13 protein-coding genes are annotated in these 24,790 nt (G+C 35.2%); 8 read left to right on the top strand and 5 right to left on the bottom strand.

Annotated elements, in window-relative coordinates:
- The first annotated feature begins 421 nt into the window (after positions 1 to 421).
- From COO03_RS16685 to COO03_RS16670, 3 genes are all read left to right on the top strand, one after another.
- Positions 422 to 790, top strand: coding sequence for a hypothetical protein (locus tag COO03_RS16685; RefSeq protein WP_141523167.1), 369 nt, complete (start codon positions 422 to 424; stop codon positions 788 to 790).
- Between the two features lie 619 nt (positions 791 to 1,409).
- Complete coding sequence (locus COO03_RS16675; protein ID WP_097898234.1) at positions 1,410 to 2,474, top strand: ABC transporter permease; 1,065 nt, start codon at positions 1,410 to 1,412, stop codon at positions 2,472 to 2,474.
- Positions 2,474 to 3,157 (top strand): ABC transporter ATP-binding protein, encoded by a 684-nt coding sequence (locus COO03_RS16670; RefSeq protein ID WP_097898233.1) that lies wholly within the window; start codon positions 2,474 to 2,476, stop codon positions 3,155 to 3,157. Before COO03_RS16675 ends, COO03_RS16670 begins: the two co-directional genes overlap by 1 nt.
- Positions 3,158 to 3,685: 528 nt before the next feature.
- On the opposite strand, the gene COO03_RS16665 is transcribed toward COO03_RS16670, so the two are convergent.
- Positions 3,686 to 4,567, bottom strand: coding sequence for an accessory Sec system S-layer assembly protein (locus COO03_RS16665; protein WP_097898232.1), 882 nt, complete (start codon positions 4,565 to 4,567; stop codon positions 3,686 to 3,688).
- An 11-nt stretch (positions 4,568 to 4,578) separates the two neighbouring features.
- Positions 4,579 to 6,945, bottom strand: coding sequence for an accessory Sec system translocase SecA2 (secA2, locus tag COO03_RS16660; protein WP_097898231.1), 2,367 nt, complete (start codon positions 6,943 to 6,945; stop codon positions 4,579 to 4,581).
- 538 nt (positions 6,946 to 7,483) lie between these two features.
- Between secA2 and COO03_RS16655 the strand changes: the two genes are divergently transcribed.
- From COO03_RS16655 to COO03_RS16635, 5 genes are all read left to right on the top strand, one after another.
- Entirely contained in the window at positions 7,484 to 9,004 is a 1,521-nt protein-coding gene (locus tag COO03_RS16655; protein ID WP_097898230.1) for a putative polysaccharide biosynthesis protein, read from the top strand.
- Positions 9,005 to 9,260: 256 nt separating this feature from the next.
- Positions 9,261 to 10,367, top strand: coding sequence for a polysaccharide pyruvyl transferase CsaB (csaB, locus tag COO03_RS16650; protein ID WP_097898229.1), 1,107 nt, complete (start codon positions 9,261 to 9,263; stop codon positions 10,365 to 10,367).
- Between the two features lie 752 nt (positions 10,368 to 11,119).
- Positions 11,120 to 14,149, top strand: coding sequence for an S-layer homology domain-containing protein (locus tag COO03_RS16645; RefSeq protein ID WP_170958149.1), 3,030 nt, complete (start codon positions 11,120 to 11,122; stop codon positions 14,147 to 14,149).
- A gap of 171 nt (positions 14,150 to 14,320) precedes the next feature.
- The gene (locus COO03_RS28040) at positions 14,321 to 16,789 is read left to right on the top strand and encodes an S-layer homology domain-containing protein (protein ID WP_097898227.1); all 2,469 of its coding nucleotides are present in this window, start codon (positions 14,321 to 14,323) and stop codon (positions 16,787 to 16,789) included.
- An 873-nt stretch (positions 16,790 to 17,662) separates the two neighbouring features.
- The gene (locus tag COO03_RS16635) at positions 17,663 to 20,317 is read left to right on the top strand and encodes an S-layer homology domain-containing protein (RefSeq protein ID WP_097898226.1); all 2,655 of its coding nucleotides are present in this window, start codon (positions 17,663 to 17,665) and stop codon (positions 20,315 to 20,317) included.
- A 112-nt stretch (positions 20,318 to 20,429) separates the two neighbouring features.
- Here COO03_RS16635 and patB1 read toward each other — a convergent pair whose 3' ends face one another.
- From patB1 to COO03_RS16620, 3 genes are all read right to left on the bottom strand, one after another.
- Positions 20,430 to 21,620: a secondary cell wall polysaccharide O-acetyltransferase PatB1 gene (gene patB1, locus COO03_RS16630; RefSeq protein ID WP_097898225.1), complete on the bottom strand. Its 1,191-nt coding sequence runs from the start codon at positions 21,618 to 21,620 to the stop codon at positions 20,430 to 20,432.
- Between the two features lie 24 nt (positions 21,621 to 21,644).
- Positions 21,645 to 23,060, bottom strand: coding sequence for an MBOAT family O-acyltransferase (locus tag COO03_RS16625; RefSeq protein ID WP_097898224.1), 1,416 nt, complete (start codon positions 23,058 to 23,060; stop codon positions 21,645 to 21,647).
- 264 nt (positions 23,061 to 23,324) lie between these two features.
- Positions 23,325 to 24,719, bottom strand: coding sequence for an O-antigen ligase family protein (locus COO03_RS16620; RefSeq protein WP_097898223.1), 1,395 nt, complete (start codon positions 24,717 to 24,719; stop codon positions 23,325 to 23,327).
- Positions 24,720 to 24,790 lie beyond the last annotated feature (71 nt).

Raw genomic sequence — 24,790 nt, 5'->3', positions numbered from 1 at the left:
CTTTATCTTTCTATATATACATTAATTAAAAAAACGACATAAAACTCCTCTTTTTAGATGGGAGAGAGGATCTGGCCATGCATAGAAGCGGTCAGGACCTTTTTCTTCCACATGCGAAGTAAAAACAGAAAGAGCANNGAGCAAACGAGTGTAGGTTACGTTTTATTATGCGTAACAGGGATTTAGATGTCAAAAAATTAAAATAGATTTATATAAATAAAGCAAGAAGTGTAGCCTTTAGTATGGCCTTCAATAGGATAGAGATATTACTATATTATGATTGCTTATGTAAGTTGACAATTGATTTTGTAGGCAGTATAGTAACATCTTAGACTAGCAATGTGCTATCATAAAAGAGTATACGAATTTACGATTCCTTTTCTATTCGGAAGGAAGAGCTTTAAGCTGGAGGGAATATTTGATGTACAAACAGTTACCACACGGTGTGAAAATTGGGATTACGCGCTCAATTGTTGCTTCTTTTGAAAAGTATATGAAAGAGATTGAGTGGAACGAAGAAAAATTTGATATGCAACAATTTGTTGAACAGTGGAAACAATACTTATACACAAAATCGACTTGGATTAATAAAGTAGATGGTGAACTAAAAGAACATCCAGATTTCCATCAAGCGTTAGCAACGAAAGTAAATGAGAAAATTAATGAAATCATTAATGAAGAGCCGACAGAAGAACAACTAGAAATATTAAAGAAGAACAAAGTAAAACAAATAGATGACCTGTGTAAATTAGAAGCTCAATATCATATTGATTGTTTATTAGTAAAATAGATTTGAGCCGAATTTGTATCGTATGAACAATATATATTAGTGGGATTAGTGAAACTACATTCCTTTTATAATAAAAGAGCCTGCCTCAAAAATAATGTACTTTATTTTTGGGCAGGCTCTTTTTATTCATTTCTACAGTAATCTTAAAGTTCATACAATATTGTTGATTATACGGTTTTAATTTGAGGGAACGCTCCCAACCTCAAGATTCAAAGAAAAAAGAGCAATAGAGGATAAAGAATACCTAAAAAATTCACTTCGTTTTATATTATGCATAATTTGTTTCAATGTTATTATATCGCTTGTAAAGGTTTTAATAAATCGATAGTATAATTATATGACGTTTTAGTTATATGTGTTTTTTATAATAAAAATAAAGGAGGATATGATAAAAAGATTATAATCCTGCTAATGATTGTTCAATTTTTTTATCTTTTTAGGTTTCAGCATGATTATCGCGTTTTCAAAAGAACATCATATGTAAAGGAACGAACTTTAATATATCAAATTCCCACCAAATTCGCGCTGGATCGTGGGCTATTTTTTTGTTCCTATATATTTCGGCGCCCTCTTTATGAAAAGAACATAGTGGGATGGGAAACAAGGAGGAACGAACCTAATGTTTTTAGCACTTAAAGAATTAAAACAATCGAAATTACGATACGGATTAATTGGTACCATTATGATATTATTATCATTTCTTGTACTTATGATATCAGGTTTAGCAAATGGTTTATCTCATGACAGTGCTTCTTCTATTATTGAAATGAAGGCAGGAAAATTTATATTATCAGATGATGCTGAGGGTAAATTGTTGCGTTCTCAAATTAAAAAAGCAGATGTTGATAATGTATTGGTACAGGTTGATGAAAAAGATGCAGTTCCAATGCATATTAAAGTTTCAACATTTGAAAAAGAAGGAAGTTCAAAAAAAGTTGATGTTACTATTTTTTCAAGTAAACCAGATTCATTTATTGCTCCAAAAGTAATTGAAGGGAAAAATAACTCTTTAGAAAACAATGAAATCGTTGTGGATGAATCTATTAAAGAAAAAGGAGTAAATCTTGAAGACGAACTTGTAGACCCTATTTCCAAAAAAGTGTTCAAAGTTGTCGGATTTACAGAAAATCAAATGTTTAGTCATACACCTGTTGTTTACATGAATGAAGATGTATGGGGTAGCATTGCACAGCCACATCAAAAAGATTATAGTGTAATCGCTTTAAATACGGATAAAGAAATTAAGAATGCAAAAGTTGTGGATAAAAAAGAAGTATTGCAAAGTATTCCAGGCCATAAAGAACAACAAAGGACATTAACGATGATTGTTTCGTTTTTAATTGTTATTGCAGCATTATTAATTGGCGTTTTTTTCTATGTCATTACATTACAAAAAACACACCAACTAGGTGTATTAAAAGCAATCGGAACAAAAAATTCATATTTAGTAAAAGCTTTAGTTATACAAGCTGTATTTGTATCTGGTATTGCCCTTGTAATCGGCATCGGTCTAGTCCTTGCAGTACAGACTGTTTTGCCAGCTAGTATGCCGTTTTTATTAACAGCAACAACAATCGCGAAATTTTCAGGTATTTTTATTGTGATTAGTATACTAGGTACATTGTTCTCTCTATATCATGTATTGAAAGTAGATGCATTAGAAGCAATTGGAGGTGGCATGTAATGGTAACGAATACATCATCATTATTAAAGCTTGATCAAGTAAGTAAGATATATGGAGAAGGAGATATAGAAGTAACAGCTTTACACCCAATTACATTGGACGTAAAAGAAGGAGAATTCGTTGGCATTGTTGGTCCATCTGGTTCAGGAAAAAGTACATTGCTTTCCATTGCAGGTGCATTGCTCTCTCCTTCAAAAGGCAACATTTATATTTCTGATCAAAACATAACAAAATTACCAGAAAAAGAGATGACAGATATTCGCTTAAGAAAAATCGGATTTATATTCCAATTCGCAAACCTCGTACCTTTCTTAACGGTGAAAGAACAACTTCTGTATATCGCTAAGTTAAAGGGAGAAGATAAAAAAGAAGCGAGCAAGTTTGCAGAACAATTACTGAAAACATTTGGATTAGCACATCGGATCAATCATTATCCAAATCAACTTTCAGGCGGAGAAAAACAACGTGTAGCGATTGCTCGTGCGTTCATGAATAACCCAGATTTAATCTTAGCTGATGAACCTACTGCTAGTCTTGATTCAAAACGTGCAAGAGAAGTCGTTGAATTAATGAAACAAGAAGTGAAGAAAAATAAAAAAGCTGCGATTATGATTACACACGATGAAAAAATGCTTGATGTATGTGATCGAATTTTAACACTTCGCGATGGAAAATTACTATAAGAAAATGAAGTGTACGAGCACGTGTACAATAATAGGGGAGGCCCATCAAGCTAACAGAACAGGATGTTCCCAAAATGAAAAAAAGTGAACTGAATTCTCAAACTATGAGCTTGATAAGCATGGTAACTACTCGTATATTATCAAGAGCTAAATTATAAAATTTATAATTTTGTAGCTATATAAGTACACATTGAAAAATCGACATAAAACCTTTCTTTTTAGGTGGGAGAGAGCATCCGGCCATGTATAGAAGCGGTCAGATCCTTTTCCTGCCCCATACCAAGTGAAAACAAAGAGAGCAAACAAGTAGCGGTCACTTTTTGTTCTTCATAGCCGCGACTTATATGCTGGAAAATCAAAATGGATGTATATAGAACATAAAAAAACGCTATTCTTTCGGTAAAAATAGGAAAGAATAGCGTTTTTTTTATGAAATTTTCGAACCCGTAAAAGCCCGATTGGTGATAGAAGCTTCACTTAATAAAAGGCATGCTAGGAAATACGAGATTCCTAGCATGCCTTGTTTCATTAATCTTGTGGTACGACTGCTCTCCAAGTAGATAGATCCATATCTGTTTGCGTTACTAATGAGGCAGGGAAAATGAAAGTCCACGGTTTAGTTGTGTTTGCCTTTATTTCAAGGTCTGGCAATGTAAATGTCCCATTTGCAACAAATTGTTTTGAAGCATCAACAATTTGTAGCGGGAGCTGTTCAAGCTGAATCGTTTGCTTACATCCGTTACGAATTAAAATGGTTGTATGAAGATCACCATTTTCAGCTTGCTTCGCCTGTATTCCTAAAAAGTTAATTTCATCTTCTTTAAGAGGTGCTAAGTCCGCTACTAATTTCTGTAGTGCTTCTTTACTTTCTGCAGGTAATTGTGATTCCCATGTAGGATCCAAATCTAAGCGATGCGGCGTTTCTAGTTCAAATGCGAGTTCCCAGTCAGTTTGGGAGAGAGCCGCAGTTGTCATTGTCTCTTGTTCAAATGTAAATACCCATGGCATATTTACATTTGAAGGAATATTGCCTAATACAGAAAAATCGAATGTTTTACGTGCGCATAATTGCTCCTCTTTATTTAATAGAAGTAATGTGAATTTTTCTAGATGAATAGGTTCTGAGACACTGTTGCGAATAAAGGCGATTACATTGTATGCATTGTCTTGTTTCTCTATTTCAATTCCAGATAAAGAAATTTGACTTTCTTGTAACTGTGGTAACTCTTTATGTAAGAATTGATAAATATACTTTTGTTCTTGTGCAACTTCTCCCCAAGTAGGGTGAAAATATAACGTAGGTTTTACGTTTTTATTTTGAGAAGCAGTTTCTTCTTGTCCTAATAATTGATGACTAGAAACGGTTGTATCTTTTCCTTTTTTATTTGCTCTTTTTAAGAATGATAACATAAAAATTCACCTCAATATGTGTTTTGCGAAGCGGTTAAATGCCGTGCAATATATAAACACATTTCTTTTTCAAAATTGCCATATGTGTATAAGAAAATATCGAGACCTTCTTTTTGATAAATACGTGTTGGATCTTCTTGCTGGTATTGTCTTAGACCAATTCCTTCTTTTAAATGATTCATCGCTTCTAAATGGTTCATCCAGTTTTGATCAAGAAAATGTAATCCAACTTGACGCAGTGCTTGCTCAAATTCTGTGTGACCATCAAGTGCTTGTATTTTATCAAGGTGACTCGCAAGTGAATCTCCTAATACACTATGTAACTCTTCAATCGAGTTAATCGTGTTTGCTGATAATAGCGGCAGCTCTGCTGTTGCCATAACAGCCTGTAATTCGTTTGTTAAAGCATCGAAATCCCATTCTTCTGGCACCATACCTTCTAGAAGGTAGTTCTTTGCGATAGCATCGATTGTATGCTCGACCATCGGTGTTACGATTTCTATCATATTTGTCTCTTCGTTTAAGAAATGATTACGAAGTTTATAGACGACATTACGTTGATCATTAATAACATCATCTAATTTTAAATTGTATTCACGAATAGCGAAGTGGCTGCCTTCACAAATTAATTGTGTACGATTTATAAAATCATGGACTTTTGGTGTAAGGATGAGTCCGGTATCGTCTGCCTTTAATGATTTTTTTAGTTTTTCTATTTCTTCCTGTGCAAAGCGCTGGATTAAATCGTCTTCTAATGAAAGGAAAAATTGGGAACTACCAGGATCACCTTGGCGACCAGCTCTTCCTTTTAACTGATTATCAACGCGGCGTGATTCATGACGTTCTGTACCAATTACATGTAATCCGCCAAGTTCGTGAACACCTTCACCTAACAAAATATCCGTTCCGCGTCCTGCCATGTTTGTAGCAATTGTGATCTGTCCTTTTTGTCCAGCTGTTGCAATCAAGTCTGCTTCTTGTTCAGCACTCTTCGCATTTAATAATTGATAAGGTATGTTTGCTTCATCTAAATAACGAGCGACCATTTCAGATTGCAAGATGGACATCGTTCCAATTAATACCGGCTGTCCTTTTTTATGACTCTTTGTAACCTCTTCACGTACAGCTTTATATTTACTATCAGCTGTCATGTACACCGAGTCTTTTTTATCTTCACGAATAACCGGACGGTTCGTTGGAACTGGAATAACTTCCATATTATATACACGATTAAATTCTTTTTCCTCTGTTTTTGCTGTACCAGTCATTCCAGATAATGCAGGGTACATACGGAAAAAGTTTTGGATCGTAATGGATGCTTGTGTTTGGTTTTCTTCTGTAATTTTTATGCCTTCTTTTGCTTCAATTGCTTGATGTAAACCATCACTTAAAGAGCGTCCATCCATAACACGCCCAGTGAAAATGTCAACAAGCATAATTTTGTCATCGTGTACGATATAGTCAACGTCCCGTTGGAATGTAACATGTGCACGCAATGCTTGAATCATATAATGATACAATGTTTGATGTTCAAGTTCATATAAGTTCTCGATGTCAAACAAATCTTCAATTTTTGTAATCCCTTCCTCTGTGAAACTGGACGATTTTGTTTCAGCATCATATGTATAATGAAGTGTGTCTTGAAAGGATTTAATAACTTTGGCACATAAATAATGTAATTCAGAACTGCTCGATTTTTTGCCGGCAATAATGAGAGGCGTTTTCGCTTCATCAATTAAGACGCTATCAATTTCATCAATAATTGCAAAATGGTACGGGCGTTGCACCTGACTTGATGATGAAGTTTCCATATTATCGCGAAGATAATCGAATCCGAATTCTGTTCCTATGCCGTATGTAATATCAGCTTCATAGGCGCGTTTTTTTTCATCCGGTTCAATTTTAGGGATATTTAATCCAACTTGTAGGCCGAGAAATTCATGAACCTGACCGATTAATTCTTTATCACGTTTTGCTAAATAGTCGTTGACTGTAATAACGTGTACGCCTTTTCCTTCTAAGGCACGAACGTAGGTTGGTAAGGAAGATACGAGTGTTTTTCCTTCCCCAGTTGGCATTTCAGCGATATTTCCTTCTAATAATACAAGTCCTGCCATTAACTGTACATCGTAGTGACGTAATCCTAGTACACGTTTTGCAGCTTCACGAACAACAGCAAATGCTTCTACTTTTATATCGTCAACTGTTTTTCCACTTTTGAGCATATCCTTAAATGCAGTGGTTTTTTGACGCAGCTCTTCATCTGACAATGATTCAATTTGTTTTTCTAATTTATTAATCTCATCGACAAGTTGTTCATATTTTTTTATTTTCCGATGTTGCGAATCGCCTAATAGCTTTTTTACTGACTTTAGCATGCTTTGTAACACTCCTCTTACTAACAACAATAGCTTCATTATAGCACATGTCGAGAAGGGAACAGTATATAAATACAAGTTGAAAGACCGGCATAAAAAAACCGTTCTTTTTAGAGGGGGAAGAGCATCTGGCCATGTATAGAAGTTTTCCAACAACTGATATGTTGAAAAATGGACAAAAATATAGATTCCAAAATATAACACTATGTTGCACTGGTTATGTCATTTGGATTTTTTAAATGGAAAAAAAGAAAGAGAGTATTCAACATATGAGAAATTTGTTATGATAACTTAATGAGGTAGAGTGAAACTTCTATTTATGAAAAGACTTTATTCCTGATGACGGAAGAATACGTCAATAAGGTTCTTTATAGGTAGTTATCTTTGTTCGATTGGAACGAAAATAGTGTAAATTTTACTTCCTAACTTATAAGAAAAAACCATGTGGTACTTTAGGATTATCATCTTGTATATATAGGGTATGTTGTGATGAAGCTGCATGGATTGGGAATATATATAGAAAGAAAAGAGAAGGAAAATGAATAAAAAGTTCGTAAAAGGAGCAGCCATTTTAACAATTACAACCTTTTTATCGAAGCTGCTTGGAAGTTTCTTTCAAATACCGTTACAAAATATTGCAGGAGATGAGGTTCTTGGAATTTTTCGCCTCGTTTTTCCGGTGTATATGATAGCTTTAACGTTATCAGTAGCAGGGGTTCCCCTGGCAATCTCAAAATTGGTTGCAGAGCTGCACGAAAAAAATGATCAAGAAGGAATCGCTAAATTATTTACGTCCGCTTCTATTATAGGTATTGTATGTGGAACGTTAGGGTTTAGCATTATCATCCTATGGTCTAATCAAATCGCAGAAATGCTTGGAGGACAAGAGACTAGGCTTTCATTAGTGATTACATCATTTGCGCTTTTACTTGCACCATATATGGCGGTATATCGCGGGTACTTTCAAGGGTTTGGTGATATGGTACCAACCGGTTCATCACAAGTGATTGAGCAATTTGTTCGCGTGATTTTCATGTTAACAATCGCTTATGCACTTGTCATGATGAAGGAAAGCAGCAGTGTTATAACGGGCGGAGCGATGGTTGGCTCATTTCTAGGTGTTCTTTCTTCACTCTTTTATTTAAGATGGACATATGTGAAAAGTTCGTATCGTTACAAGACAAAAGCATACTCATTTCAAGACTTCAAGAGGGATGGGAAAAAGATACTGCGCGTATCGATTCCAATTGCGATTGGTGCATTATCCATGCCTCTTTTAAATTTAATTGATTCTATAACAATTCCGCATGTGTTAGATGAATCATCAATCACAATGCAAGCGCAATTTGGTATATATAGCCGCGGGTTTGCATTTATGCAACTAATTGTCGTCTTTGCAAGTGCAATCGTATTTCCGCTCATTCCGTTATTAACATCAGCTTTAGCAAAAAAGGATGCTGAGCTAGCGAAGATGACTGTGCAGCGTACAAATCAATTCGCACATGTTATTACTGCGCCGCTGACAATATGGCTGATTGCATTAACAGTTCCATTAAATATTGGCTTGTTTACAGATGCAAAAGGAAGCGGCATGTTAGCTATCATGATTGGTAGTTCGTATTTCACATCATTTATGGTATTATCAACAGGAATTTTGCAAGGAATCAACCGCTCGATGCAAGCCGCATGGATTGTTATTGGGGCAAGCTGTATGAAAGTAGTATTAAATATAGCGTTTGTTGGAAAGTTTGGAATAGATGGAGCGGCGTATAGTACATTTGTCACATATATGGTAATCTGTATTGTAAATTATATCTATATACGAAAATACCTTGCTTATTCAATTGAAATGAAGGAATTTTTATCTGTAATTATTATATCTTGTATCCTTGGAGCAGGGATATATGAGGTATCTACTATAGTAAATGTAACAACTTCACGATTAGTTGCATTGTTATTTAGCGCCCTAGCAATGAGTGCTGTTTCATTGTTATATGTAATTTGTGCATTGAAATTAAGATGGATAACGAAAGAACAAATCCCATTTTGGCGTAAATGATATATATATACATCAAATTAAAAAATGACATAAACCGCCTCTTTTTAGGTGGGCGAGAGGATCTGGCCATACATAGAAGCGGTCAGAGCCTTTTTCTGCCGCATGCAGGGTTTTAGATGTCGAAAAATGAAAATGGATTTCTATAGTTTGAGCGAGAAAATAATCTTACGTTATCAAACCTTTTCAGATGAGGAGTTGATGGCAATTTGTTCAAGTATAAAAAGAGTTGATTGCGGAATGTTGGAGGAGATTAAGAGTGCGGTTAGTTTTATCAGGATACTATGGTTTTTATAATGTTGGGGACGAAGCGATTTTGCATTCAATTATTAAAGCGTTGCATGAAGAGGAACCAACTCTTGAACTTGTTGTACTTTCAAATGACCCTGATTATACGAGGAAAATGTACGGTGTAGAAGCAGTAAATCGATGGGATATAAAAGCAATTTATCGAGAGATAAAAAAAAGTGATGGTTTAATTAGCGGCGGTGGCAGCCTCTTGCAAGATAAGACAAGCATTAAAAGTATTTTATACTATACTGGCATTATGCGCCTGGCACGTTTTTTGAAGAAGCCATATTACATTTATGCACAAGGGATTGGCCCGATTACAAAGAGACAAAATCGTCTATTGGTGAAGTGGCATGTATCGAAAGCAGAATATGTATCAGTTCGTGATGAAGATTCTTTTTTATACTTAAAAGAAATTGGTATAAAAAAAGACATTGAACTTGTTCCAGATCCAGTACTAGCGTGTCAGCCTGAAGGAACAACAAATTGGTTACAAAAACATTCTGTGCAAGGAAAAGTAATTGCTGTTAGTGTTCGGTATTGGGATGCAAAAGAAGATTACTTAAGAAAGTTGGCTGAAACATTAAAAAAGCTGAAGAGAGAAGGGTATCACATTCTCTTTGTGCCTATGCATGGTCCCTTTGACCAAAGTGCATCGAGAGACATTATCAATCTAATGGGAGAAGAAGCACATATGCTCCCGTACCAGATGGATATTTATGAGAAAATATCTATTTTGTCAGAGTGTTCTCTTCTAATAGGGATGCGTCTTCACGCCCTTATTTTATCCGCTGTTGCAAACACACCAATGATCGGCATTTCATATGATCCAAAGATTGATTCCTTCTTACAACAGGTGAATCAGCCGATCATAGGGAATGTAGATGGGGATTGGACCGCTGAAACGCTATACAATATGGCAATCAAACAACTTCAGCAAACAGAAAATGTGCAGTATGGATTAGGACAACGAGTAAATGAACTGCGCCTGCAAATTTCAAAGGCATCAAAATATATTATCCAAGATTTAAAAACAAGAGAGTGTCGTAAAAGTGAGAGTAAATCGAGCTTTTAGAGGGCACCCTCTTTTTTTTACGTACTATATATACATCAATTAAAAAACCGACAAAAAATCCTCTTTTTAGGTGGGAGAGAGGATCTGGCCATGCATAGAAGCGGTCAGTGCCTATTTCTGCCACATGCGAAGTAAGAACAGAAAGAGCAAACGAGTGGAGGGCACATTTTGTTCTTCATAGCCGCGACTTATATTCTGGAAAATAAAATAGATATATATAAATAAAAAAGAACCTGTAAAACAGGACGAAACAAGCTTTAAAAACATCGTATTTTTTAAGAAACTACGTGACTTTATTTGGAATTTACAGAAGAAGGAAATTTGTCGAAAGATGAAAGGGCTTACTTAATAAAAAAACTCGAAAAATGTCGAAAAAAGATGTTTTCATGTCGAATTATGTAGAAATATGTTTATAATTAAATATTGCAATCCGAAGCGCGTGTTTGATATAATGCCATATAGATATATTTAGAATGTTAGAATGTTGGATGTAATCGAATACAATTCTTAATATATTTTTGAACAGGAAAATAGCGTAATAGATAAATATGATGACGAATCACACCCTTTTTGTCGAATTTTGATGTTGAAAAATGTTTGAAAAAGTACAAAAATGGTGTATTATGTAGTTGAATCATATTTTGGTAATGTAGTTTTTATTTTCCTTTAAAGAAATTTTTTACCACATGATGTCTACTAATTTCATAATTTGTGAAATTAGTATTAAATTCCCAAAGGAGGAAATACATAAAATGGCAAAGAATAAGTCTTACAACAAAATCATCGCTGGAACAATGACAGCAGCAATGGTAGCAGGTGTAGTAACTCCAGCTGCAGCAGCAGGTAAATCGTTCCCAGACGTACCAGCAGATCACTGGGCTGCTGACTCTATTAACTACTTAGTAGACAAAGGTGCTATTAACGGTAAACCAGACGGCACTTTCGGTCCAACTGAAGAAATCGATCGTGCTTCTGCTGCGAAAATCATGGCAGTTACTTTAGGTTTAGAAATCAACAAAGATGCAAAACCATCTTTCGAAGATGCAAAAAACCACTGGGCAGCTCCTTACATCGCTGCAGTTGAAAAAGCTGGCGTAATCATCGGTGACGGTCAAGGTTCATTCAAACCAGACGACAAAATCAACCGTGCTTCTATGGCATCTATGCTTGTAAAAGCTTACAAATTAGACGCTCCAAATGCAGAAACTAAATTTGATGACCTTAAAGGACATTGGGGAGAGAAAGATGCTAACATCTTAGTAGCATTAGGAATCTCTAACGGAACTGACAACGGTTGGGCTCCTAACAAAGCTGTAACTCGTGCAGAAACTGCTCAATTCATTGCAAAAACTGATGCAAAATACGCTAAAGAACAAGCGAAAGAAGCTAAAGTTGAATCTGTAAGCGCGATTAACGCTTCTGAAATTAAAGTAACATTCAACACAGCTGTTGATAAAGATTCTGCTGAAAAAGCAGCAAACTATCAACTAAAAGTTAACAACAATGACATCACTGATATTCAAAATATCACTGTTTCAGAAGATGGAAAGTCTGCAACTTTATTACTTGACCAAACAAAAGTTGCATTCCAAAATGGTGACAAATATGTTATCCAAACAAATAATGATATTAAAACAAAAGACGGAAAGCAATTTGCTAAATTTGTTTCAAATGAAATGACTTTCGCTGAAACTGCAGCACCTGCTTTAGTATCTGTAGCTAAAAAAGGCAGCAACTTAGAGCTTACATTTGATCGCCCAGTAAACTCTTACAAAGCAGGAAACAAAGATGTAACTTTAGTTAAAGTTGATGGCGTTGCTTTAGCTGCTACAGATTTAAAACCTGTTGATGCTAAAAAAGAAAATGTAGAATACTTAGGTAAAGCTGGTAGCTACAAATATACAGTTGCACTAAATGCTGACGAAGAAAAATCAGCTAAGACAAAAGGTAGCCATGAAGTTGTAGTCTTTGATGTAGCTGAAACTGCTAAAGATTATGCAAAAGTAGCTAGCGTTGTATCAGGCACTTACACAATTACTGATGCAGTAACAACTCCAGAAGTAACAGGTGTGGAAGCAGTAAATGCTAACCGTTTCTTCCTTTACACAAACACAGCTGTAGAGTTAAACCAAAACTCTAAAGTTACTGTAAACAAAGGTAACCATGAATTCGCTATGGATACTGCTAAGTATGATGGTACAGTTAACACACCTGAAACTCTAGTAGATGCATATGTAGGAACATACAAATCTAAACCAGGTATTTGGGTAACAGTTACTGATGATAAAGATGGTAATGACGATAACCCATTATACCGTAACGGTGAAACATCTGCTAACTTAAGCGTAACAGTTGAAAACTTCACAGCAGATGGTTTAATTGGTAAAAAATCTACTCAATCTGTAACATTAGGAAAATCAAACACTAAACCAGTAGTTGAAAGCACTATGGTAGATCAAGAGCACAACGTATTATTAGTGAATTTCACTAATGAATTAGTAGATCTTGATGGCAATGCTTTAACAGATCTTCATCCGGATGACTTTGTTGTTCGTGATAACGAAGGTATTGTTGTTGAACACTTAAATGCTGACGTTAATGGTAAAACTGTAGCAATTTATGGACATGACATCGATGCGAAGGCTGCTCCATATACAGTAGAATTCAAAGCAGGCAAGTTTAAAAACAAAGAAGACCGTACTAACGTAGCAACATACCTTGCAAACACTATCAAAAATGATGCAATCTCAGTAAAAGTTGGTAAGAAAGATGCTGCTAACTTCGAATACACTGAATTTACATTTGATACAACACAAAATGGTAACACAACAGTTGAAACTGCTAAAAACACAATCGAATTTAAATATAATACAAAAATGGATGATTCAGCTCGTGATGTTGCAAACTACACACTTGATGGTAAAGCATTACCAGCAGGTACAACAGCAGACTTCGTTGGTGACCGTCAAACTGTACGTGTAACATTCCCAGAGGGTACATTCAAAAATTCTACTAAGTACAAATTTGGTATCACTACAAACGTTAAAACACAAACTGGTTCAAAAATTGTAGGTTCACTACAAACAAAAGCACCAGCTGAGTTAGTATTTGACGTAAAAGATAACGTGAAACCAGAATTAGCTTCTGCTATTTACTATGTAGGAACTGAAGATGTACAAAACAATACAACTACTAAGAAGTTAGAATTAACTTTCAATGAAAATGTTAAATTAACAGATGCTGCAAAAGCAGCGAACGACTTCGCTATTCAAGTTAACGGTTCAGATGTAAAAGTTACAAGTGTTGCTCCAGTAACTACTGGTACTAACGCAGAACGTAAACTTGTATTAACATTAGCTCAAGACGTTAACGTATCACAAGCAGCTACAATTACTGTTGTTCCTGAAGAAGACCAAAAAGGTACTGACAAAGTAATTGCAGTAGTTGACTTAGCTGATAACAAAGCTAAAGAAGGTTCTTCAACTCAAGCTACAACATACAAATATGATGCTGGCTATGCAAAAGAACTAGGTGATGCAGGAACAGCAGCAGCAGACACTAAAGCAGTAGCTGATGCTAAAACAGCAATTCAAGCTTTAAACATTGCCTGGGATACTGATGCAGCTAAAACTGTAACTAATGCAACTACAGCAATTAATGGAGCGACATTACCTACTGGTGTAACTGCAACTGCAGCTGAAGGTACTGGTGCTGATGCTGGTAAAGTAGTTATTACAATTACTAAAGGTGCAGCAACAGATAAAATTGTCGTATCTGCTTAATAAAATTAAGTGAAGTGTTACTTCATAATTCGGGTGCTAGTCGCCATATGAAGTTTGAAAGATACTATCGAAAAGCCCTGAAAAGCAAACAGCTTTACGGGGCTTTTCCTTTATGCTACATAAAATACATAATTTTCAAGAAATATTCTTTTTAAAGGAGACATACATAAGATGACAAATAAAAAATCTTTCAATAAAGTCCTTGCCGGCACAATGGCAACAGCAATGGTAGCGGGTGTAGTAACTCCAGCTGCGGCAGCAGGTAAATCGTTCCCGGATGTACCAGCAGATCACTGGGGTATTGAATCTATTAACTACTTAGTAGAAAAAGGGGCTCTTAACGGTAAACCAGATGGTACTTTCGCTCCAACTGAAAACATTGATCGTGCTTCTGCTGCGAAAGTTATGGCAATTACTTTAGGTTTAGAAATTGACAAAGATGCAAAACCATCTTTTGAAGATTCAAAAGACAACTGGGCAGCTCCTTACATTGCTGCGGTTGAAAAAGCTGGTGTGATCAAAGGTAACGGTGATGGTGCATTCAACCCATCGGACAAAATCAACCGTGCTTCTATGGCGTCTATGCTTGTTAAAGCTTACAAATTAGACGCGAAAGTTGTGAATCCAGAAACGAAATTCGCTGATCTGAAAGACCATTGGGGAGAGAAATATGCGAACATTTTAGTTGCATTAGAAATCTCTAACGGAACTGACAATGGCTGGGCCCCTGATAAAGCTGTAACTCGTGCTGAAGCAGCGCAATTTATTGCGAAAACTGACATGAAATACGGTAAAAAAGAAGTAAAAGAAGCAAAAGTGGAAGCTGTAAATGTATTAAATGCGAAGCAAGTAGAAGTGAAATTTACACAGCCAGTTGATGTACAAACAGTGGCAAAAGAAACTGAAACATTAAAAGATACAGTTGTATTTAGCGCAGTTGGCGATGCAAAAGCTATCAATCTAGAAAAAGCGACAGCAAAATTAAGTGAAGACGGCAAAACATTAAAAGTTACTGCTGGAGAAAATGAAATTTTTGCAGGTAAGTATGCAGCGACAATTATTGGTGTAAAAACGTTAGATGGTAAAGAAGTAACTTCATATGCCGGGTTCTTTACAGTAAATGATACAACACGTCCTGTTGTGACTGGTGTAGATTACACAGATAACAATACTGCAAAAATTAAATTCTCTGAGCCTTTAAAAGAAATTGGCACGGTAACAACAGATAATCCTAACGTAACGGCTGCAGATGTTACGTTTAAAGAAGGTAATGATTTTGCGACAGTTGATTTATCAAAAGTAACAGGTGAAGGTACAACTCCTGTAAAAGTTACATTTGTTGGTGCAAAAGACTTTACAGGTAACTTTATTACGCCAAATCCAGTTGAAGTACCAGTAGAAAAGAAAGAAGATAAAGTTGCTCCAGAAGTAAAGGGTATTCAAGTCATTTCGGATACACAAGTAAAAGTAACATATTCTGAGAAAGTAAAAGCGGCTACTGTGAAAATTAATGGAAAGATAGTAGCAGGAACACCGGATGCAGAGGGACTTGTTTACACATATACAGAAAACTTTAAAGATGGTGTGAACAAAATTGATATTACTGGTTTAACAGATTTAGTTGGAAATAAAGGAAACGACTATTCAAAACAATTTGTTGTATCGACTGATAAAGTTGCTCCAACTGTAGTAAATCAAAAAATTGTTAAAGAAGATGGGAAAGAAGTTTTAGTTGTAACATATTCTGAACCAGTAACATTAAGTGACAGTAAAGAACAACGTTTCCATGGCACTTATGTGAAAGATTATGTAACAGCAGATGGCTCTTTCCAAGCTACACCAGTTGTTGATAGCAAAGATAATAAAATTGTAAAAATTCCTCTAACAGAAGCAATAAAAGGAACTTGGACAATTAAATTACCAAAAGGATTTGTAACTGATAAGTCACAAGCACAAAATCAAAGTGCTGAAAAAGAAATTGAATTCGTGCGCAGTGGTGATGAAGTAGCGCCAACAAAGCTGACAACTAGCGTGAGTGAAGATAAAAACGTGATCACTGTAGCGTTTGACGGTAAAGTAGATGGGGCATCAGCGACAAATGCTGAGAACTATAAACTTGAAGGTGCTGCAGTTGAGAAAGCTGTATTAAAGTCAAATGAAGAAACATTTGCAGTTGTTGAGTTAACACTTAAAGATGGATCTGTTAAAGCAACAGGTGATTACCAATTAACGGTATCTGGAATTAAGTCAGCGGCAGGCGTTGATGTAGAGAAAGTAACAAAATCTGTACAACTAGACGAGAATATTGCACCAGTTATGCAAAAAGCAGAATTAGTAAGTGGCAATGATATTGTATTAACGTTCAGCGAAGATTTACTTCCAGCATCTGTTGTAGAGGAAACGCCAGTAGCTGATTATGCAGTATTCGTTGATGGTGTACAAGTTGATGCTGCTAAAGTGACGGAAGCAATGGGAGAAAATAAAACCCAAATTAAACTTACTTTAACAGATGCATTAAATAGCGATCAACTAGCTAAGACAATTACAATTAAACCAACTGATAAGTATGAAGTATCAGATTTAGTTGGTAATAAAGCAGCTACATTTGAGAAATTTGATGTTGTAAAAGCCATTCGATAATAGAGAAGGTTTTTGAATATGAAAAAGAGAGTTTATCTAAGAGATAAGCTCTCTTTTTCTTTTGTCATGGCAAATATATAAGTACAAATTGAAAAATCGACATAAAACCTTTCTTTTTAGGCGGGAGAGAGAATCCGGCCATGCATAGAAGTGGTCACTTTTTGTTTTTCATAGCCGTGACTTATATGATGGAAAATCAAAATGGATATATATAGTTAACTGTATTAATTATAATATATAAATATAACTATTTTAAGGAAATAAATAACATAATAGTAGTTTTTTAGAGAAATAGTAGTGAATATTTGCGTCATATCATAATTTTTTATGTTAAAATCTTGTAAATTTTAAATCGATTTTTATCGAAAAAATGTAAAAAAATGTCGATAAATAAGGTGATATGTAATATAAAGTCTGAATATTGATTTTTTTGGAATAATTTAAGTCGGTTGTAAGTAAATCTTTATGGTATTATTGGATTTGTTGGTAGTTATATACAATATACAATTGAATATCCATTTCAATGATCAAGCTATATGCATCGTAATGATATGCAATGAATTTTATTGTAGAATAACATTCTTGATTATTAGAATAGCAAAAACATGTCGAACTTTCTTTTGAGAAAAATCATTGAAAAAAATTGTGTAGATGTAGTACTATAAACGTGTTTCAACAAAATGGTAAAAAAAACTTAATTTCCCATCTCATTTTCGTTAAAATTTTTATTGCAATGTATCATGCAAATCATCGTTCAAGAGAATTCATATCATTTTGCTTGAAGTTTTATTACTTAACAGGTTGTGAGTAACTAGTTTTCAAATTACATATTATGAAACTAGTAGGATAATCCTAAAGGGGGAACTAAACAGAATGGCAAAGAATAACTCTTATAAAAAATTAATCGCAGGTACAATGACGGCAGCAATGGTGGCAGGAGTTGTATCTCCAGCTGCAGCGGCAGGTAAAACATTCCCGGATGTTCCGGCAGATCATTGGGCTGTTGATTCTATTGATTATTTAGTAGCGAAAGGTGCACTGAATGGAAAACCAGATGGCACATTCTCTCCTACGGAAGAGGTTGATCGTGCTTCAGCTGCAAAAATTATGTCGCTTGTTTTAGGTTTATCGGTTGATGAAAATGAAAAACCATCTTTTAAAGATGCAAAAGGTAGTTGGGCAGCTCCATACATTGCAGCAGTTGAAAAAGCAGGTGTAATTGAAGGTGACGGAAAAGGTAACTTCTATCCGGATGGAAAAATTGATCGTGCTTCTATGGCTGCAATGCTTGTAAGAGCTTACGACTTGAAAGATAAAGTAGATGGAAAATTAGAAACAAAATTTGATGATTTAAGAGGCCATTGGGGTGAAGAAAAAGCAAATATTTTAATCGCATTAGGCCTTTCTAAAGGAACTGATAATGGCTGGGCGCCAGATAAATCTGTAACGCGTGCAGAAGCAGTACATTTTATTGCGCAAGCAGATAGCAAATATGCGAAACCAGATAATAGTGTTGCAAAGGTAACAAACGTTTCTGTTTCTGAACCAGCACAATTAACATTAACTGGTACAGGATTGAACAATCTTGCGGCTGAAGATATTACACTTGAAGGTAATAAAGTGATTGCGATTGAAGCAAGTAAAGATGGAAAAACTGCAACTGTAACACTTGGTGGTAAAGTTGCTCCAAATAAAGATCTTACTGTAAAAGTTAAAGGCGAATCATTCAATGTGAAGTATGTATACGAAGTGAAAAAATTACGCGTAGAACAACTTACATTTGATGACGATCGTGCAGATCAAGCAGTTGTATTTAAATTAAATGACGAAAAAGGTAACGCTGACATCGAATACTTAGACATTGCTGGTCATGATGTGAAATTTGTTGCAAACAATTTAGATGGTAGTCCAGCTGAAATTTTTGAAGGGGAAAATGGAAAAGCAGCTTCTTCAAAAACTGGTAAACTAGCTGTTGGCATTGACCAAGGAAAATATAAAGTTGAAGTACAAGTTACAAAACGCGGCGGTATTACAGTTTCAAACACTGGCATTATTGAAGTGAAAAACCTTGATGCAGAAGCAACAGCAATTAAAGATGTTGTATTTGCAGTAGACACAAATGGCGATGGTGTAAATTATAATTCTGCTCTTAAAGGAAAAGACTTTACATTAAATAGCAAAACATTAGTTGCTGGTGAAAAAGCGGGTCTTCAAAAAGTTGTTGCTCAAATCAATAAAGAGAACAAAGTTGTTGATCCTAGCGCTATCAGCGTGAAATCATCTAACCCAGGTGTTATCTCTGTTGTAAACAATAAAATTAAAGCAGAGGCAGCTGGTTCTGCAACACTTACTGTTAAAGTGGGTGATGTAACAAAAGAATTTAATTTCGTTGTAAAAACGGATGTACGTAAATTAACAACTGTAAAAGCAAACCCAGATCAATTAAAAGTTGTAGATGGTAGAGAGTTACCAGTAACATTTGTAACAACTGACCAATATGGCGATCCATTTGGTGCGAATTCTGGGGCTATTAAAGAAGTATTCCCACAAACAGGTGTGGTAACAACTTTAGATGTTATTACAAACCATGAAGGTTCAATTGGTACATCTGCTATTAAAGTTAAAGGTGCTAAAGTTGGAACTGGTACAATCCACTTCCAAAATCCAAATACAAATGCAAGTGGTGAAGGATACGGTTCACTTCTTGTTGAAGTAACGAAGAGCAATATTGGTCATGAAGCTCCAAGACTTGAGCTTGTTTCTAAAGCTGGTCAAAAAGATCAAACAGCAGATACTACACTTGGTGCAGGAAATACAGTTGCATATCAATTATCTAACTACACTACAGAAGGTGTATATTCAGATGCAGCAGACTTAACTGGATATGAAGTAAGGGTAGGAAATGATGAAATTGCTAAAGCTAAAATTGATGGAAAAACATTAAAAGTAACAGGTAAAAAAGCAGGTGTTACAGATGTCATCTTAACGAAAGATGGTGCGACAGCTGGACACGCAACAATTACTGTTACACAAGAAAACATTCAAATTAAATCTGTCCAATTTAAAAAAGTAGAAGCTGAGCAATTTGAAAACCGCAAAGTTGACATTGACAGAGTGTTAAATGTTGAGAAGAGTGATAAAGATGATGTTGTAAAAGGTATCGATTTAAATATCTCTACAGAGCATAAAGTACGTATCATTGATGCTGAAGGTGAAGAACAAGGTAAACTTTATCTTGACCGTAACGACAATGCTACGTTTGACGGAAATGATGTTGCACTTGGTTATGTAACAGCTGTTAAATCAAGTGATACAGTATCTAAAGAAGGAAACGACTTATTTAACTTCTTAGCTGACGAATTTAAAGATGAAGATGGCATCCACAAAAACGATGTCTTCAAAGGTGTAACAACTGCATTTGGAGATAAGGGTACAGTTATCTTTAAAGTTGTGAAAGACAGATTTGCACCAACAACTGAGTATGGTACAAAAGCTGTAACAATTAACGTAATTAAAGAAGAAATCTAATAGAATCATATATTAGATTTACAACCCCCGTGTAATGATTTACACGGGGGTTGTTTTTTATTCATTAAGAAACACGCCCCTTTAGCGATTTCTAAAGGGGCGTGCTTTATGATTATTGCTTAAACTTAAACATTTCACCACTTAAATTTGAGTCACTGTATACAAACAAGACCATATTAATATTGTTGTCTTTTATGTACTGGTAGACATCTTTTTCATGGTAGTGGCGAAGATCCAGGATGGATGTTCGCTTAAAGTTTTGTGCTAGATGCGGTGCGATTGCATTTGCAAATGAATCTTTTAAAATTAAGGCATGGACATCGTTAGGTGCATCGTTGTTTTCAAAGACGATTTCAGGATAGTCATTTGTGTAGTAACCTGCATACGATGTTGTGTCTTTTTGTTTCTCTACACCGTATATTTCATCTAATGAATGATACATAGTACCATTTACATCTTTTGCAGTTACACTTGTAAAGTGAAATCCATCTTTCGGTGTGTAGTAACAAAGCTTTTCTCCTGTAGCGTCAATGAGTTGATACAATTGATTGTTAAAACTTCCGATCAGGTTTTTATTTTTTGCACATGTGCGTGTGTAATCTTCTTTTTCGACTTCTTTTCCTTTATATATAGAAGATTCTTGTTTAATCGTGTTCATAATATATTGATAGCCTAGGAAAGCACCATCCATATTCCAGTGATGATCTGTTTTAAAATACATATCTTGTATTTCTTGTTGTGTATACTGCTTCTCGAAATGTTCCATGAGTTTAATTGGCTTTACATCTGGTGGAAGCTTGTCGAGAAAGTAATTTACATCCTCCTTCGCATATGTGTGGATATGAGAAGGTAATTTAAACGATAATGCATTCGTTTTTGATGGCGGTAAAGCAAAGTAAAACTCGATGTTTTGTTCTTTTAGAAACTGAGATAGTTCCTTGACGGCTGGCATGGACTGGTCAATTTCTTTATATTTTGGTGTCCATGCGGGGTTTTTTAACAGCCATGTATCGTCGGTAAGGATAATATCGTTAATGAGAGACTTGTCCATTTTAATTTGAGCCAGCGTATAGTTTTTAATAAGCTCATCTCTGCCGATTAATTGATCGTTTGTGTATGCTTCAAAGTCTTTAAAGAAACTGCCTGTTCGAATCGATTCTTTTGTTAGCGCTGGTTTTTGGGCAAGTTGGCGATTTTCAACAGGTGAAATCGCTCGATCTGTCTTGAGCAACGATAATATTCCGAATGAAAGGATAATGGTGAGAAAACCGATGAATAGAACAAAGTTCCCCAATTTTTTCATAATAACTTTTCCTTCCTGCATAAGTTAAAACCTGAAATAAATAAATGGATTATACGTCGAATTGACCAGATACATGATAGAAATCATAAATAATGTCAGCAATAATACAGGACGCACAATTTGAATTGAAAATACATGAATTTTTGGTGCGAGTTCTAGTACATGTTTAATACGTGCTAAAATTGGCGTCGCTGCGATAAAGGCGATTAGAAATACAATCCCGTATTCATGTATGTATAACATTGTATTGTCATCTGTAAGTGGGTGGTTTTGCAGACCGAACATTGATTTTAAATACTGGAAAGAGTATGTAAAGTTATCAGCTCGGAAAAAGACCCAACCAATCATGACGATTAGTAATACATATATATGTTGCAGCGGCTTCCATAATTTTTTCAATAGTTTTTCAAGGCCCGCTTTTTCAAGAGAGATGATGACCCCGTAATATAATCCCCAAGCGAGGAATGTCCAGCTGGCGCCGTGCCATAAACCGGTTAGTCCCCAAACGATGAATAAATTTCGGTAATTTGCTAGTTTTGATACGCGATTTCCTCCAAGCGGAATATAAACGTAATCGCGGAACCAAGATCCTAGTGTAATATGCCATCTTCTCCAAAACTCAGAAATAGACTTTGAAATGTACGGGTAATGGAAGTTTTGAGGGAAATCAAAACCAAACATTTTCCCAAGTCCAATTGCCATGTCAGAGTATCCTGAGAAGTCAAAATAAATTTGAAGTGTATAAGCAATAATTCCGATCCATGCCGTTCCAACACTCACTTCAGAAGGAGGAAGGGCAAAAATTTTATCAGCGACAAATCCAACTTGGTTTGCGATTAAGATTTTTTTTGCAAGTCCAAGGATGAATATTTGAATGCCTTCTGCAAACTTTTCAAAAGAATGAATGCGTGTTTTAATTTGCTCAGCAACAATATTATAACGAACGATTGGCCCAGCGATAAGCTGCGGGAAAATCGATATATATAATGCTAAGTCGAGCGGGTTTTTTTGAACTTCTCCATCTTTACGATATATATCAATGACATAGGACATTGCTTGGAACGTATAGAATGAAATTCCAATTGGCAACGGAACAGGTTCTATATGAATAGATAGATGCAATGCTTGATTTAAAATGTCGGTGAAAAATGAAATATATTTAAAATAAGAAAGAAGTAAAATATTTCCGATTACAGCCATGATCAAAAACGTGACTTTCATATTTTTACGCTGATCATAATAATGTACGAGTAAACCAAAGCTGTAGTTTAATAGGATAGAAAAGAGCATTAAGAAAACAAAGCGTGGTTCTCCCCATGCATAGAAGACTAAACTAAATACTAGTAACACGAAGTTACGTAGTTCAGCGCGTACAATAAAATAGAAAAATAATACTAAAGGTAAAAAGATAAATAAGAAAATAGAACTACTAAATACCAAGCGACTCTCCTCACTTTGTGTACAATACAGTTAGGAATGAAAAATGTATTGTGTTATGTGATTTTGTTATATGAACTCTTATGTGAAAGAGGATATATCTATTATATAGTCTTTCACATAAGTTATGTAAATAAGTATTTGTCGTTAATAAAGGGAATTAACATCTAGTATAGCAACAGATGTTAATTCCCTTTATCCCGGCTATTTGCGGGCTAATAATCAGCGGGGGATGAAGCCCACGCTGATTAAAGTTTTACTTTATTTTCAGTCTGCCTTTAAATCAACAATCAAATAGGCAAGTATAACCGCGAAGAAAATACTAACAGCTGGTGCTGTTAATACATGGCCAGACATATACCCGATGCCAAGTGATAACACGATTGTGCTAGCCAGTAACATATATTTCACGGTTAGTATTTGTTTGAAATTTGAAATGACGCGGGTACATAACCGGATACCAAAATATAGGAATGGTAACAGGTAAATCAGAAAACCGATGATTCCAAATGCGAAGAATAAATCATAGAAATCCATTTCGATTAACTTAATTTTTTTTGTATAGTTTCCTGCATATCCCATACCAAATAGTTTCTGTGACATAGGGGCTTCTTTATAATATTGTTTGTATACTTTTAAGAATTTATCACGGTCACTATAAATTAGACTTTTTACTTCAGAATTTGTGAGTTCACCTTCAGCATGTTTTTTTGCTTCATTAGGGTCCTCTTTCACCACTTTACCTTCTTTTCTTTCCTGTTCTTCTCGTACTGATTTTTTATATTCATACATCTGTAAATGGATGCCCATATTTTTAGAAATAGGAGTGAGTGGTGTAACAATCACTAAGCCTCCTAGTACAACGAGAGCAACAATCGCATTTACAAGAGGCGTAAATCCTTTTCCTTCTTTTTTACGCTGCATGATATATTCAATAAACGAAAATAGAAGTGCAACACCTAGTGTAAAAACAATGGATCCATATCCTACTTTTGTTCCTACCATAATACTTGCATACATCGCTAACAGTGTTGGAATCCAGTAATATACTTTAGAAAAAGAAGTTGTTTTTTGTATGGAATACAGTACAACGATTGGGAACATAATTGCGAAAATCGCACTTAAATCATTTCCAGCAAAGAACCATCCTCTTGAACCAAGCTTTGAGTGAGGATAACTTGGGAAATCTGTCCCAGATGCAATCGAAACAATCATAACAATGCTTAAAATCAATGATGTGTATAAGAAATATGTAACGACTTTGTGATAAGCATATTGTTTATCTTTTATTTCTTTAAAGACAATAATATATCCAAACAGCAACACAATTGGATATACACTTTTTAAAATAAATTTAACTTCCTCGCTAAAAGATACCGGGGACTTGACCATCATATTATTTGCAAGACCCGCTGCAAGTACGATTCCAAGTAAGCATAAATAAAGAATGTACTTCTTAGTTCCAGGCTCTTTAAAGTGGAAAAGAAGATACACTAGCATAAGAAGCATAAAGGCAAAACGTACTACAATTCCGACTGTCGCACTCATGTGTAATATGTAGATTGAAAAAGATGTTAACAAATCTAAAATTGGCTGAAACACAATGAATAGTAACAGGAAATGTGGGAAGTAGTTATCCGTTTGTTTCAACTTGTTAACCATGTTTTCCTCCATTTCTTCATTCTTTTATCACAGTGCTATTTTTAGAATAGACTGTTCATAAAAGCCTTCAT

It is taken from the genome of Bacillus sp. AFS098217 (genome assembly GCF_002551815.1).
Lineage (GTDB): Bacteria > Bacillota > Bacilli > Bacillales > Bacillaceae_G > Bacillus_A.
This window is presented reverse-complemented; position numbering and strand designations above follow the sequence as displayed.